This is a genomic window from Pseudarthrobacter equi, assembly GCF_900105535.1.
GTDB classification, from domain to species: domain Bacteria; phylum Actinomycetota; class Actinomycetes; order Actinomycetales; family Micrococcaceae; genus Arthrobacter; species Arthrobacter equi.
Window position 1 is genome coordinate 624,379 of record NZ_LT629779.1, and the last position, 14,427, is coordinate 638,805.

Genomic DNA, 14,427 nt, shown 5'->3' on the forward strand with positions numbered 1-14,427 from the left:
GCAGCATGTCGCAGCAACTTCTCCGGGACAGCCCGGGACCGGCAGCGGACGCACTTGGCGCGACTTACCCCGGGAGGGAGGAGGCAGGGGAACCGGCGGCCGGCGCCGGACAGACCTCCGCGGCCGCCGCCGTCGTGCCGGGTAAGGCAGCACCGTCTGCGGTGGCCAGGCTTGCCCGCACGGCGAGGGTCCTGCCCAAAAGCCCCGGACTGGTCCTGGCCGTCCTGGTCATCGCCGTGGTGATCCTGTGGGCCGTGATCCCCGGGGCTTTTACGCACTGGCCGCCGGACACCGGCGTTCCGTCGGCCCGGCTCAAACCGCCGTCCGCCGAGCACTGGTTCGGGACGGACAGCCTGGGCAGGGACCTGTTCTCCCGGGTGGTGCACGGTTCCGCCACGTCCCTGGCGGCCACAGCCGTTGCGGTAGCGGTGGGGCTGGTGGCGGGTTCACTGCTGGGTCTCCTCGCAGGGTTCCTGCGCGGCTGGGTGGACGACGCCATCATGCGCGTCATGGACGTCCTGCTCGCTATCCCCAGCCTCCTGCTGTCCCTGGCGCTCATTACGGTGCTGGGCTTCGGCACGGTGAACATCGCCATCGCGGTGGGCATTGCCAGCGTGGCCAACTTCGCCCGCATCATGCGCGCCGAATCGCTCCGCGTGGGATCGGCCGTCTACGTGGAGGCGGCCCGGTCCTCCGGTGTCCGCTGGCACGGCATCCTGCTCCGGCATGTCCTGCCAAATGCCGCCGGGCCGGTGCTGGCGCTGTCCGCCCTGGAGTTCGGCATGGCCGTGCTGTCCATCTCCTCCCTGAGCTTCCTCGGCTTCGGCGCCCCGCCGCCGGCCGCCGAGTGGGGCTCACTGGTGGCCGGCGGGCGCGACTACCTGGTGGCTGCCTGGTGGCTGGTAACCCTGCCCGGCCTGGTGATTGCCGCCGTCGTCCTTTCCACCAACCGCATCTCGCACGCTTTCCAGGACCCCGAAAGGAACAGGACATGACGGCTACCCCTGCTCAGGACAGCCCGCCCACCGGAACTGCCGAACCGCTCCTGAAGGTAGAGGGGCTTCGCGTCAGCTACCTGGTGGACGGCACGCCCCGGGAAGCCGTGCACGGCGTCAGCTTCGAGGTCCACGCCGGAGAAGTGGTAGCGATCGTGGGCGAATCCGGGTCCGGCAAGACCACCACCGCGCACGCCATCATCAACCTGCTGCCGGGTAACGCCCGCACGGATTCCGGTTCCGTGGTCTTTGCCGGTGCGGACCTTTCCCGGCTCACCCGGAAGGAATGGCAAGGTGTCCGGGGCCGGGACATCGGGCTGATCCCGCAGGACCCCACGGCGTCGCTGGATCCGCTGCAGCGCGTGGGGGCGCAGGTGGCCGAGGCGCTCACCATCCACCGGCTGCAACCGAAGAAGGCCGCCCGCCGGGACGCGGTCCGGCTGCTGGCCGAGAGCGGGATTCACGACGCCGAATCCCGGGCCCGGCAATTCCCCCACCAGTTCTCCGGCGGGATGCGCCAGCGGGTACTGATTGCCTCCGCGCTCGCCGCCCGGCCCCGGCTGGTGATCGCGGACGAGCCCACCAGCGCGCTGGATGTCACCGTGCAGCGTCAGATCCTGGACAACATCGCCGCGCTCACCGCGGAGCGGGGGACCGCCGTCCTGCTGATCACGCACGATCTTGGCGTGGCAGCGGACCGCGCCGACCGGATCATCGTGATGCGCCGGGGCGAGATCGTGGAAGCAGGTTCAGCGCCGCAGGTCCTGGGCAGTCCCCGGCACGCCTACACCCGGCAGCTGATCGCCGCCGCACCAGGGCTGAGTCCCAAACGGCTCCGGCCAACCGTGGCCGGCGTAGCCCGGCCGGACGGCACAGCTCCTGCGGCCGTTCCTCGGACTGCCAGTTTCGAGGGTCCCTTGGTGGAGGCGCGGAACCTGCGGAAGGTCTTCCACCTGCCGCGGACTGCCAAGGGGCCGCGCACCCTCACCGCGGTCAACAACGTGTCGCTGGAGATCCTGCGCGGTGAAACCCTGGCGCTGGTAGGGGAGAGCGGCTCGGGCAAGAGCACCGTGGCCAGGTTGCTGCTGCGGCTGGATAAACCAACCAGCGGCTCCGTGACGTTCGACGGCGAGGACCTCACCGCCGCGCGGGGCGAGCGGCTGCGCCAGCTCCGGCGCCGCTTCCAGGTGGTTTTCCAGAGCCCTTACGCCTCTCTGGATCCCCGCTTCACGGTGGCGGACAGCGTGGCCGAACCGCTGCGCGCCTTTGGTGAGGGCACGCCGTCGGACCGCCGGGCGAGGGTGGCCGCGCTGCTGGACGCGGTGCACCTGCCGGCCGACTATGGGCGGCGGCATCCCGCAGAACTGTCAGGCGGGCAGCGTCAACGGGTGGCCCTTGCCCGCGCCCTGGCACTGCGTCCGGAACTGGTGGTGCTGGATGAAGCAGTGTCCGCGCTGGATGTGTCCGTGCAGGCCCAGATCCTGGCGCTGCTCGCCGAACTGCAGGTGCAGGACGGACTGAGCTACCTCTTCATCTCGCACGACCTCGCGGTGGTGCAGCAGATCTCGGACCGCGTGGCCGTGATGCGCGGCGGGGAACTGCTGGAGGCCGGAACCACGGAATCGGTGCTGGAGCGGCCGGAACACGGGTACACGCAGGAGCTGATCTCGGCAGTACCTGGCCGGCGGACGCTGCAGGTGTAGGACCTGACGGGGCGGCTTGGGCGCTGCCGCCCGCAAATTCCTAGGCTTGTTCGCGGGCCTGGGTCTGGCCGCCCGCAAATTCCTAGGCTTGTTCGCGTATCAGAGCCCTTAGGGCCAGGATTTGCGAACAAGCCTAGGATTCGAGCCCGGCCCCGGCTGTCGGCCCAAACGGTCGGTGCCCGGGTAAACATTCACAGCGTGGACAACCTGTGAGTATTTACCGGCTGTTCAACAAACCTGTGGCGCGCGTCCTAGCGGCGTTTGGGGGCGTCTGTTTCACTGGAACAATGACAACCCTGACTGAAACCTCAGTCGCCGGCAACGATGACCGGCGAAACACAGAACCCAACAACAGCGCCCTCAACGGCCGGCAACTGATGGTGGCCCTGGATGTGGACGGCACCCTGGTGGACCACGACGGCCACATGTCCCCGGCGGTCCGGGAATCCGCGCAGGCCGTGGTGGAAGCGGGCCACGAGGTGATGATCGCCACCGGACGGTCCCTGAACGCCACGCTGCCCATTATCGAAAAGATCGGCGTGGAACGCGGCTACGCGGTGTGCTGCAACGGCGGCGTGACGCTGCGGCTGCACCCCGAACTCGACGGCGGCTACGAAATTATCCACAAGGCCACCTTCGATCCCGCGCCCGCCCTCCGGGCACTCCGCGAACGGCTCCCCTCAGCGAAGTACGCGCTCGAGGACGCCGATGGCAACTTCCTCTCCACCGAGCGGTTCCAGGATGCAAGCTTTGGCGTCGAGGCCATCGGCGTCGACTTCCAGACCATGCTCGAGGCCACGGCCGTGCGCGTGGTGGTGTTCAGCACCGAGAACACTCCCGAGGAGTTCAACGAGGCCATCGACCACATCGGCCTCGCCGGCGTCACCTACTCGGTGGGCTGGACGGCGTGGTTGGACATCGCCGCCGCCGGGGTGACCAAGGCCAGCGCCCTGGAAAACCTCCGCCTCCAGCTCGGCATCGATCCGAGCCGCACGGTGGCTGTGGGCGATGGCAGGAACGACATCGAGATGCTCGGCTGGGCCGGCCGGGGGGTGGCCATGGGCCAGGCCCCGGAGGAGGTCATCGCCATCGCGGACGAGGTCACCCATTCCGTGTACGACGACGGCGCGGCGCACGTGCTGCGCAGCCTCTTGTAGGCTTCCGGCCGCCATAGCCCGCGGCTGCGGCCACGCGTTCTCCCTCGCCTCGGCACGGTTCCGTAACCCGGCTGCGTACAAGGCAGAATGGAAGGCATGACCCTTACGACGTTTGCCCTCGTCCGCCACGGCCAGACCGACTGGAATGCCGAGCGCCGGCTGCAGGGGTCTACCGACATTCCGCTGAATGAGGTGGGCCGGGGCCAGGCGCGCGACGCCGCCGCCGTCCTTGCGCCGTACGAATGGGACGCGATCGTCTCCTCACCGCTGAGCCGTGCCGCGGAAACTGCCGACCTCATCGCCGAAGGGCTGGGCCTTACGGTCTCCCGGCGCGTTCCGGAGCTGACCGAGCGCAGCTTCGGGCCCGCCGAGGGCATGCAGGCCGGACCCGAACTGGAGGCGCTGCGGATCCCGGGCGGCTTCAAGGGGGCCGAGAGCGAGGACGAAGCTGCCAGCCGCGGCCTCGGCGCCCTGGAAGCGCTCGCCAAGGAGTTCAGCGGCCAGCGGCTCCTGGTGGTCACCCACGGCACCCTTCTGCGCGTCAGCCTCAGCCGGGCCATCGGCGAAACCCTGCCCAGCGTGGACAACGCCGCACTGAACCTGGCGCACCACCACGCCATCGACGGGTGGCAGCTCGAATACTTCAACGGCGAGCCCGTCATGGCGGCCACAGCCAAGTAGCGCCGCTACCGCACCTCAAGGATCAGTGCCAGCAGCCGGGCAACAGCCGGCCTGGCCGCGTGTTCTTCGTTCCACTGAGCCCGGGCCACGGCTTTGCTGACCGCCTGGGTGGTGATGCCCAATTCCTGGGCCACGGCCTTTTGCTGGCCGCGGACACCCGGCGTCAGCAGGTCGAGCACCCGCCATTCCGCGCCTGACCGGTCCCGGACGATGTGGCCCAGCAGGCGGAGGACCGCCTCGGCGTCGTGCGCAATGTCCGCAAGGGGCCCTTCGACGGCCACCGGAACGCGCTCCTTGCTGTTCCGCAGCCGGTCCACCGCCCGGCGTGCGTACACCAGGCCGTGGCCGGAAGCATCCTTGACCTGGTTCGGCAGCGGCTCGTTGACAGGCCCGACGCCGATTCCCACGTACCACTGGCCGCTGCGCAGGGCCACCAGGGCCGCTTCCACGGCCTGTTCAGGGCATTCAACGATTCCCTGGACTTCGTCCTCGACCGAACGGTCAAAGTCCAGGCGCGCGGGAATGTGCCGCAGGTCCTTGAGTAACTGCGGCACCCGGTCACCATCGCGCCGGCTGTCCGTCTGGTTGATTGTCAGCGTGAACATTCTGGGTACACACTACCGGTAAGTAGGAAATGTGCGAGGGGGAGTATTACGGCTGGTCAAGCGGCCGCGGGCCGGTCATAGGGCGGGACCTCCGGAGCCCCCGCCGGAAGCTTCGGGAACCTCCGGTCGATGGTGAGGTGCCGTCCCTTCGGCTCGGCGCCGGAGGGTGAAGAGCCCTCCGCGGTACTAATGAACAGCACAAGGATCATCACGGTGAACAGGACGGTCCGGGCGAACATGACCCAGCCGGCCCGCCAAAACCCCGGTGCTTCGCCCGTGCTGATCCGGACCACTGCCGTCTGCGTGGCCAGCGAGCCCAGGGACCGGCCGCCCGCGCAGCAGAAACCGTACAGCCAGGGCGCGATGAGCCAGGTGGCGGCAGCAGCGCCGGCGGCCTTACCTGCGGTCCCGGTCAGGGAGGTACCCACCAGGACGGCGACGGTGATTGCCAGGATGGCCACGATGCCGAAATCCACGGCCCAGGCTTTGACGGACCGCCAGATGGTGGAATCCACCACCCGGGTCCCGTTCCTCAGGGTCTTGACCCGCTGGCGGGCGCTTTTCCACAGGGCTGCTTCCGCGCGTGACTGCGTTGCTGCCGTGCCGTGTACGTCGGTCACGCCGTTCCCCCACTATTTGAACTGTCCAAAACACCTTCAATCTACCCTGCCCCGCACCGGCAACAAGGGGGACATCTGCCCATGTGGACAGTGGTTGGTGGTTGTGCCTGCGCCGCTGAAATGTTGCGATGGAGGGACGGCCGGGCACGGCGCGAACCCCAAGGTGAGGATGGTTATGACCGGCAGCACTGGGAATGAAGTCACGGGAAACGGCAACGCAGGGCAGGCAACCGAACAAGCAACCGCTGCACAGGGCACCATGGGCCGCCAGGAACTCGAGCTCGTGGACCGCTGGTGGCGTGCCGCCAACTACCTCTCCGTCGGCCAGATCTACCTGCGCTCCAACCCGCTGCTGCGGCGGCCCCTGAGCCCGGAAGACACCAAGTCCCGCCTGTTGGGCCACTGGGGCACTACGCCCGGGCTCAACTTTGTATACGCCCACTTGAACCGCGTCATCCGCCGCGACGCTGCCGAGGTGCTCTTCATTGCCGGTCCCGGCCATGGCGGCCCCGCCGTCGTGGCCAATGCGTGGCTGGAGGGAACCTATTCGGAGATCTACGGCCACGTGGGAAACGACGAAGCCGGGCTGGCGGAGCTCTTCCGCCAGTTCTCCTACCCGGGCGGCATCCCCAGCCACGCGGCGCCGGAGAGCCCGGGGTCCATCAGCGAGGGCGGCGAACTCGGCTATTCCCTGGCCCACGCCTACGGCTCGGTGCTGGACAACCCCCAGCTGGTGACCGCCGTCGTGATCGGCGACGGCGAGGCCGAAACCGGGCCGCTGGCGGCCAGCTGGCACTCGCACAACTTCCTAGACCCGACCGCGGACGGCGCCGTGCTGCCCATCCTGCACCTCAACGGCTACAAGATCGCCAACCCCACGGTGCTGGCCCGCATGCCCCAGGAACAGCTGGAGCAGCTGCTGCGCGGCTACGGCCACGAACCGTACTTCGTCACGGTGCAGGACCCGGGCAACACCGGGCAGGCGCACCAGGACTTCGCCGGGGTCCTGGACCAATGCCTCGCGGACATCCGCGCCATCCAGGCTGAACACCGCAACGCCGGGAACGCCCATACCGGAGCCGGGGAGGACACCTCCGGGGAACACCCGGGACACCGCTGGCCCATGATCGTGCTGCGCTCGCCGAAGGGCTGGACCGGTCCGCGGACCGTGGACGGGCTGCAGGTGGAAGGAACATGGCGGGCGCACCAGGTCCCGCTGTCCGAGGTCCGCACCAACGGCGAACACCTCAAGCAGCTGGAGGAGTGGCTGCAGTCCTACCGTCCGGAAGAACTGTTCGACGGCGACGGGCGGCTCCGTGCGGACGTCGCCGAGGCAGCCCCCACCGGGGACTTCCGGATGAGCGCCACCCCGCACGCCAATGGCGGAGTGCTGCGGCGCGCCCTGAAGCTGCCCGCCTACCGGGACTACGCCGTCGACGTTGAAGCAGCGGGAACGGACCGCGTGAGCCCCATGATCACGCTGGGCTCGTGGATGCGGGACGTGATCGCGCAGAACATGGAGAACTTCCGCCTGTTCGGGCCGGACGAAACCGCGTCGAACCGGCTGCAGAACGTCTATGAGGTCACCGACAAGGTGTGGCAGTACCGGATTGACGACGCCGACGAGCACCTCGCGCGGTCCGGCCGCGTGATGGAGGTCCTCAGCGAGCACCTGTGCCAGGGCTGGCTGGAAGGCTACCTCCTCACCGGCAGGCACGGCGTCTTCAACTGCTACGAGGCCTTCATCCACATTGTCGATTCCATGTTCAACCAGCACGCCAAGTGGCTGAAGGTGCACCGCCGGCTGCCGTGGCGCCAGCCTGTGCCCTCGCTGAACTACCTGCTGTCCTCGCACGTCTGGCAGCAGGACCACAACGGCTTCTCGCACCAGGACCCCGGGTTCATCGACCATGCGGCGAACAAGAAGGCGGAGGTCATCCGGGTGTACCTGCCGCCGGACGCCAACACCCTGCTGTCCGTCATGGAGCACTGCCTGGCGTCGACGGACTGCGTGAACGTGGTGGTAAGCGGAAAGCAGCCCTCGCCCACCTGGCTGGGACCGGCGGACGCCGCCAACCACTGCCGCCGCGGCCTGGGAATCTGGACGTTCGCCGGCTCGGAAGTGGCGGGCGAGGAGCCCGACGTCGTGCTCGCCTGCGCGGGTGACGTCCCCACTGTGGAGACCGTGGCCGCCGCGGAACTGCTGCGCAACGGGATACCGGGGCTGAAGGTCCGGGTGGTCAACGTGGTGGACCTGATGCGCCTGCAGGACGAGAGCGAACACCCGCACGGGTTGCCGGGCAGGGACTTCGACGGCATCTTCACCACTGACAAGCCCATCATTTTCGCGTATCACGGCTACCCCACGCTGATCCACCGCCTGGCGTACAAGCGCACCAACCAGGAGGGCCTGCACGTGCACGGCTACCAGGAGGAGGGAACCACCACCACCCCGTTCGACATGGCCATGCTCAACGGGATCGACCGCTTCACGCTGGCCATCGACGCCATGGACCGGGTGCCCGGCCTGGCCGAGAAGTACTCACTCCTGCGGCAGGAGCTGCAGGACCGCCGCGACAGCGCCCGGGGGCACACCCGCACCCACGGCGAGGACCCGGAGGAGATCCGGAACTGGAAGTTGGGCGGCTGACCCTCTTCTCTCCTTCTGGGAACGTCAGTCCGGGAGGCCGCTGAGTCCGCACGAGGGCAGGTGGATCCAGCCCTCGCTGCGGGCGGCCCGCGCGTGCGCCTCATCGGGGAGGAGTGTACGACGGCGGGCCACGGCCCGGGCGGTCAGCGAGGCGACGACGGCGTCGAACAGGTCGTCCGAGGCCGCCAGCTGGGCCTCGTGCCCGGCCAGGTCCAGCCACGGCGCCTGCTCACGGAGGGCTTCAAGGAGCACGCCGAGCCGTTCGGTTTCCGTGCTGCCGCGGCCCTTGTAGCCGCGGCCGTTGAGGCCCCAGATCTTGAGCGAGGCCGCCGGATACACCTCGGCCAGCCGGCCGGAGCCATCCCGGGACTGGGGGCCATGCAGGGCGGCGATCTTCGCCTGGATCACGGCGCAGCGCATGGCAGGGTGAGCCAGCCGGTCCGCAGAAACGCTCAGCGGAATCAGGCCCGTCTGGGCGGTGCAGAAACGGTCCGTGTCCCGGTAGGCGAGGAGCCGCCGGCCGGCGATGCCGTCGTGTTCGAGCACCGGGGCCGCGACGTTGTCCAGGTGCCCGGTGAGGAACGGGATCAGCGCGTCCGGCCAGCCGACAGGGCAGTCGACGCCGGTCATGTCGCTGGTGCCGAACAGGTCCACAATCGCCTCGTCATCCACATCCAGGGCCAGATGGGCGAGCGTGGCGCGGCCCTTTCCTTGGGAATCCAGGTACCACTCGATGACGGCGGCAGCGGTTTTCTTGGAGGCTGCCGCCAGGTCCACGCCGAGGGTCCTCATCCGGCCTCAGACCCTCCGGTAGTGCAGCGCGTCGTCCACAGCGCCGGCCTCGCCCAGGTCATCCCCGCGGGCGAAGCCGGCCCACAAGGCCCGGACCAGCCGCCCGGTCATGTCTACCGTCTCCCACGGCGCGCCGGCGATCAGCCCCACGCCGTCCCAGGTTTCCCGGTTGCCCAGGAGCAGCGGCAGGTCGATGGTGTGGGCTGCGCCGAAGAGGTTGTCCGGCGCATGCCAGCTCAGCAGGTAACGGTGCGCCCGTCCTCCTGCACGCTTGTGGCGGCGCGCAAACTTCCGCGACGCCCACCCGTAGACGGTTTCGGTGACCACCCAGTCGACGGCGCGCACCGCGGCGGCCCCCACTCCCGGTACCTTGAGCAGGCGCATCAGGAACGGACTCCTGGGGAGGAACAGCCGCGCTTCCTCCGAGGTGTGGCCGATCAGGATGTCGATGCCCGGCGCAGACCGGTCCCAGGCGGCGGCGATGTCCTTCTCCTCAGGCAGCGGGGCGTGGCCGTACTGGGTTCCGAACGGCATGGCGGCCAGCATCCCGAACTTCCGCGACACCTGCGCCACCTGTGCCTCCCGGTCCACCACTTCCATGGCCGGGGTTTCCTCCGTCACCGATTCCGCGGCGATCCCCATGGCGTGGTTCATCCGAGCCCGGCCGCGGGCAATCCCCAGTGGCGCACTTTGGATGATGGCACGGCGGAACAGCGACGGCGCTTCTGGGGTGGCCATCAGGTGGGCGATGGCATCCCCGCCGGCCGACTGGCCGAATGCCGTGACGCAACCGGGATCGCCGCCGAACGCCGCGATGTTCCGGTGCACCCAGCGGAACGCCTCCAGCTGGTCCAGCAGGCCCAGGTTCGCCGGCCGGCCGGTGCGGGTGGCCAGGAAACCGAACAAACCCAGCCGGTAGGTCACCGACACCACGATCACGCGGTTCTCGGCAACAAGCCGGGCGGGGTCGAAGATGGCGAGGTCCCCGGACCCCGTGGTGTAGGAGCCGCCGTGGATCCAGACCATCACGGGCAGCTTCTCGCCGGGCTTCAGATCACCGGGCATGGTGATGGACAGGTTCTGGCAGTCTTCGCTGCCGGGGAGTTCGCCGTACCGGGTGCCCAGGACGTCGTCGAGAAACGGGACGGGACCCTGCGGGCACGCCGGTGCCAGGGAGGTAGCGGCGAAGGTTTCGGTCCAGTCCGCCGCAGCAGCAGGAGGCTGGAAGCGGGCCGCCGTGGCGTAGGGGATACCCGTGGCGCGGAGTACGTCGCCGTCCCGCCAGCCGCTGACGGGCCCGCACGGTGGATGGAACAGAAGCTCGGACGTCACGGCTGGCTCGGAATTCACAGCCCCACCTTGCCACACCATCCTGGGACAACGACGGCGGGTGGCCGAAAAGCCGGCCACCCGCCGTCGGTCGTATGACTGGGCCCACGCCGTCAGGGTTCCCTGGCCGAGCGAAGCGAGGCTAGGGAGACGGTGGGGACTAGTGTCCGGTGGGGACGTAACGCTTGATGGAGGCTTCCAGCTCGGCTTCGGCAGCGGCGCGGTCGCCCCAGCCCTCGGCCTTGACCCACTTGCCCGGCTCCAGGTCCTTGTAACGGGTGAAGAAGTGCTCGATTTCCTTGATCAGGAATTCGCTGACATCGCTGACTTCCTGGATGTGGTCGAAGCGCGCGTCAACAGGAACGCAGAGGACCTTGGCGTCTCCGCCGCCGTCGTCGGTCATGTTGAAGACGCCGATGGGGCGGGATTCAACGATGACACCGGGGTGCAGGTCGAAGTCCTGCAGGAGCACCAGCGCGTCCAGCGGATCGCCGTCTTCGCCCAGGGTGTTCTCGAAGAAACCGTAGTGCGTGGGGTACTGCATGGAGGTGAAGAGGACGCGGTCCAGGCGGACGCGGCCGGTCTCGTGGTCGACTTCGTACTTGACGCGTGATCCCTTGGGGATCTCGATGGTCACGTCGTGCTTCATGGGAATGCTCCTCAGCGATTACAGGGGGTGCGCGGCACACTTGACGGTCCAAAAAAGGAGTGTCCGTGCCGCCGACTATTATTGAGGATATAGCGAGAGGCCCTGGAATCAGGAACTTGTGGGGAAATTTCAGGACTTGAGGACCGGCACCGGCATGACCAAAACCACCAGCGCGGAAGCGTGGCACCGCCGTGCGCTGAAGGCCGCGGCGCTGGGCCTTCCGGGCAGGTCCGCCGGCCCCGGAAAACCCTGGCACCTCCTCCTGCTCGCGGCACTCCTGCTGGTCCTTGCCCTCCCGGCGGCGGCACTCGTCGCCCCCGGATTCCTCGGCCCCGAGCCTCCCCCGCCTGCGCCCGAGGCCCCGCCCTGGCAGCGCGAACCGTCAGCTCTGGCCTCCCCGCAGGGACTGGCTCCGCTGCAATCCACCGCCCCGGTCCCGGACCCAGCCGTTCTGTCGGCGCGGGTGGACCCGCTGTTAAAGACCGACGGCGGCGGTACTTTTACGGGCATCGTGCAGGATGCGCTGACGGGCCAGGTCCTCTTCGACCGGGGCGGCGCCGACAGCCGGGTGCCGGCGTCGAACATGAAGCTGCTGACCTCCGTGGCCGCCCTGCGCGCACTGGGCCCGGACCATACGTTCGCCACGCGCGTGGTGGACGGGCCGGCCGCCAACCAGGTAGTGCTGGTGGGTGGCGGCGACGTCCTGCTCGGACCCGGTGAATCGAAGCCGGGCGACGTGATGGGCCGTGCCGGCCTCACCACCCTCGCGGCCCAGACAGTGGCATCCCTGCAGTCCAATGGTGCAACGGGGGAAATCAAGGTCCTGCTGGACGATTCCCTGTTTACCGGCCCGGCCCTGAACCCGGCCTGGCAGGAGGGCGACGTTGCCGTTGGCGAAGTGGCGCCCGTGTATCCGCTGGCCATGAACTCGGCGCGCTACGACCCCGCCGTGACAACGGGACCACGCCCGCAGGACGCCGCGCAGACCGCCGCGGAGGAATTCGCGGCCCGGCTCCGCGCCGCAGGTGCCGCCGCGGGACTGACCGTGGCGGCCGGCGTTGACCGCTCACCGGGTGCGGGCTCGCCTGCCCCGGCTGCCGGAACCGAACGGCCCGACGTCCTGGCCGAGGTGCAGTCAGCCACGGTGGCGGACCAGGTGGACCTGCTGCTGCAGGAATCAGACAATTACCTGGCCGAGGTCATGGGGCGGATGGCGTCCCTTGCGGACGGCGGTCCGGGCAGCAACGACGGCGCCACGGCGGCTGTCGGCAGCCAATTGGCCCAGGCGGGGGTCGCGGCGGGCCCCCTGACGCTGGTGGATGTGTGCGGCCTGGCGATGGGCAACCAGGTCTCGGCGGGCCAATTCGCCGAGGTGGTCCGGGCCATCACCACCGGCACCGATGCCAGGCTCCGGGCCGCCCTGGACGGCTTCCCTGTGGCTGGCCTCACCGGCACCCTTGATTCCCGGTACGGCGACGAGTCCACCGTCCAGGGGGCGGGGCTGGTCCGGGCCAAGACAGGAACACTCAACACCGTCCTGGCGCTCAGCGGCTACGTCGTTGACGCGGACGGCCGGCTCCTGGTGTTCTCCTTCATCGGCAACGGCCTGACACCCGGAGCCGCAGGCAACAAGGTGGCGCTGGACCGTGCGGCAACGGCGCTCGCAGGGTGCGGCTGCCGGTAGGTCATCGCGCTTCCCTGGTATCCGTAACGCTGAATGCAGCGCCGGCCGAGGCTGCCGGTTCCGCGGCCACCGCCATGGGGGCAGCGGTCCCCAGGAGTGCTGCCACCAGGACGGCGGCAACCACGGCCTTCCAGCCCTTCTTCGGGCCGGCGGTCAGGGGAGCGATGGGACGGTACGGGATCATGGTGTCCTCCTGAGGGGGTTGGGCGGCCCTGGCCTGCACGAACTGTGCTGGCCAGGGCCGCTTCTGCGGGGAAGGGCCGCTGATGCGGTGTACCCCACGATGCCGCCGCAGCTTAGGCCTGGCCTTTTGCCCTCCTGTGCTCCGGCTGTGAGAGTGGCGGCCCGCCGGTGCCTTCGCTTCGCCGGTGAGCGAACTTAAGGACGATCCCCGGCCCTCTGTGTTCTGATGGGACCTATGGAGTCCACTGCAGCCCAGTCCGCCCCCATCTCATCTGCTGATGCCGCTTCCCTGATCAACTGGGACCTGGCGGCTTCCACTGCGGCACGGCTGGCTCCTGCCGGGCCGGACCTGAAGCCGGCAGCCATCAACGAAGCCGTAGACAGCCTCCGCAGGCTCGCCGACGCCTCCGTTCCGCACGTCCACGAGATCACCGGCCTGGAAGCTGCCCGCGACCTCCGGGATTCCTCGGTGCTGGTGGTGGACCGGGCATCGTGGGCCAAGGCAAACACGCAGTCCTTCGCGGTGATGCTGAAGCCGGCCATGCAGAAGATGCTGGATAACCGTCGCGGGTCGCTGAGCCCTTCCGCGGCCAGCGTCAGCGGCGCCATCACCGGCAGCCAGCTGGGCGCCGTCCTGGCGTTCCTGTCCAGCAAGGTCCTGGGACAGTACGATCCGTTCGCGGCGCTGGCCGAAAACTCCTCCGCCCCGGCCGCCGGGCGGCTCCTGCTGGTGGCCCCCAACATCGTCTCCGTGGAGCGCGAACTCAACGTGGCGCCCGAGGACTTCCGGCTGTGGGTCTGCCTGCACGAACAGACCCACCGGGTCCAGTTCGCCGCCGCACCGTGGCTGCGCCACCACATGCTGGACCAGATCGATAACCTCAGCGGACACCTGCTGGGCAACGTGGATTCGCTGATGGACCGGGCCTCGGCGGCTGCGCGCTCGCTGAAGGACCGTTCCGCCACCGGAAACACCCCGGGCCGCGGCGCCATCCTGGACCTGCTGCAGGATCCGGAGGAGAAAGCCGCCATCTCGCACCTCACGGCCGTGATGAGCCTGCTCGAAGGCCACGCAAACGTGGTGATGGACGCCGTGGACGCCAGCATCGTTCGCTCCGTCAAGACCATCCGGCAGCGGTTCAACGACCGCGGCAAGGACCGTGGCGTGGTGGAGAAGTTCATCCGCAGCCTGCTGGGCCTGGACGCGAAGATGCGGCAGTACTCGGACGGCGCCCGTTTTGTCCGCGCCGTGGTTGGCGTGGCCGGCATGGAGGGCTTCAACCGGGTCTGGGAGTCGGCCGACCACCTGCCCACCGAGCCGGAGATCCACGACGCCAAGCTGTGGCTTGAGCGGATGGGCCTGTAATTGGCTGACCTTC

The 14,427-nt window shown here is 68.8% G+C and carries 13 protein-coding genes; 7 read left to right on the forward strand and 6 right to left on the reverse strand.

The annotated features are described in order from the left end of the window. Positions 1-5 precede the first annotated feature (5 nt). From BLT71_RS02790 to BLT71_RS02805, 4 genes are all read left to right on the forward strand, one after another. Entirely contained in the window at positions 6-995 is a 990-nt protein-coding gene (locus BLT71_RS02790) for an ABC transporter permease (RefSeq protein ID WP_091717391.1), read from the forward strand. After that, positions 992-2,698, forward strand: coding sequence for a dipeptide ABC transporter ATP-binding protein (locus BLT71_RS02795; RefSeq protein WP_091717393.1), 1,707 nt, complete (start codon positions 992-994; stop codon positions 2,696-2,698). Before BLT71_RS02790 ends, BLT71_RS02795 begins: the two co-directional genes overlap by 4 nt. Before the next feature lie 287 nt (positions 2,699-2,985). Continuing rightward, positions 2,986-3,855, forward strand: a complete 870-nt coding sequence (locus BLT71_RS02800; RefSeq protein ID WP_091717395.1) for an HAD family hydrolase — start codon at positions 2,986-2,988, stop codon at positions 3,853-3,855. A 96-nt stretch (positions 3,856-3,951) separates the two neighbouring features. After that, complete coding sequence (locus BLT71_RS02805; RefSeq protein WP_091717397.1) at positions 3,952-4,536, forward strand: histidine phosphatase family protein; 585 nt, start codon at positions 3,952-3,954, stop codon at positions 4,534-4,536. A 5-nt stretch (positions 4,537-4,541) separates the two neighbouring features. On the opposite strand, the gene BLT71_RS02810 is transcribed toward BLT71_RS02805, so the two are convergent. Next, positions 4,542-5,141, reverse strand: a complete 600-nt coding sequence (locus tag BLT71_RS02810) for a hypothetical protein (protein ID WP_091717398.1) — start codon at positions 5,139-5,141, stop codon at positions 4,542-4,544. Positions 5,142-5,197: 56 nt separating this feature from the next. Continuing rightward, positions 5,198-5,761 carry an RDD family protein gene (locus tag BLT71_RS02815; protein ID WP_091717400.1) on the reverse strand — a complete coding sequence of 188 codons (564 nt, stop codon included), beginning with the start codon at positions 5,759-5,761 and terminating at the stop codon, positions 5,198-5,200. A 175-nt stretch (positions 5,762-5,936) separates the two neighbouring features. Between BLT71_RS02815 and BLT71_RS02820 the strand changes: the two genes are divergently transcribed. Next, positions 5,937-8,411 carry a phosphoketolase family protein gene (locus BLT71_RS02820; RefSeq protein ID WP_091717402.1) on the forward strand — a complete coding sequence of 825 codons (2,475 nt, stop codon included), beginning with the start codon at positions 5,937-5,939 and terminating at the stop codon, positions 8,409-8,411. A 24-nt stretch (positions 8,412-8,435) separates the two neighbouring features. On the opposite strand, the gene BLT71_RS02825 is transcribed toward BLT71_RS02820, so the two are convergent. From BLT71_RS02825 to BLT71_RS02835, 3 genes are all read right to left on the reverse strand, one after another. After that, positions 8,436-9,203, reverse strand: a complete 768-nt coding sequence (locus tag BLT71_RS02825; RefSeq protein ID WP_091717404.1) for a DUF429 domain-containing protein — start codon at positions 9,201-9,203, stop codon at positions 8,436-8,438. A 6-nt stretch (positions 9,204-9,209) separates the two neighbouring features. Then, positions 9,210-10,553 carry a carboxylesterase family protein gene (locus BLT71_RS02830; protein ID WP_172829896.1) on the reverse strand — a complete coding sequence of 448 codons (1,344 nt, stop codon included), beginning with the start codon at positions 10,551-10,553 and terminating at the stop codon, positions 9,210-9,212. 139 nt (positions 10,554-10,692) lie between these two features. Then, a complete protein-coding gene (locus BLT71_RS02835; RefSeq protein ID WP_015935533.1) occupies positions 10,693-11,181 on the reverse strand; it encodes an inorganic diphosphatase in 489 nt (162 codons plus the stop codon). A 154-nt stretch (positions 11,182-11,335) separates the two neighbouring features. Here BLT71_RS02835 and dacB point away from each other — a divergent pair, with 154 nt between their 5' ends. Beyond that, on the forward strand, positions 11,336-12,865 hold the full coding sequence (dacB, locus tag BLT71_RS02840; protein ID WP_091723771.1) for a D-alanyl-D-alanine carboxypeptidase/D-alanyl-D-alanine endopeptidase: 1,530 nt from the start codon (positions 11,336-11,338) through the stop codon (positions 12,863-12,865). Position 12,866: 1 nt separating this feature from the next. On the opposite strand, the gene BLT71_RS02845 is transcribed toward dacB, so the two are convergent. Beyond that, a complete protein-coding gene (locus tag BLT71_RS02845) occupies positions 12,867-13,049 on the reverse strand; it encodes a hypothetical protein (RefSeq protein ID WP_091717407.1) in 183 nt (60 codons plus the stop codon). A 234-nt stretch (positions 13,050-13,283) separates the two neighbouring features. On the opposite strand from BLT71_RS02845, the gene BLT71_RS02850 reads away from it, so the two are divergent. Then, positions 13,284-14,414 (forward strand): zinc-dependent metalloprotease, encoded by a 1,131-nt coding sequence (locus BLT71_RS02850; RefSeq protein ID WP_091717409.1) that lies wholly within the window; start codon positions 13,284-13,286, stop codon positions 14,412-14,414. Positions 14,415-14,427: the final 13 nt, after the last annotated feature.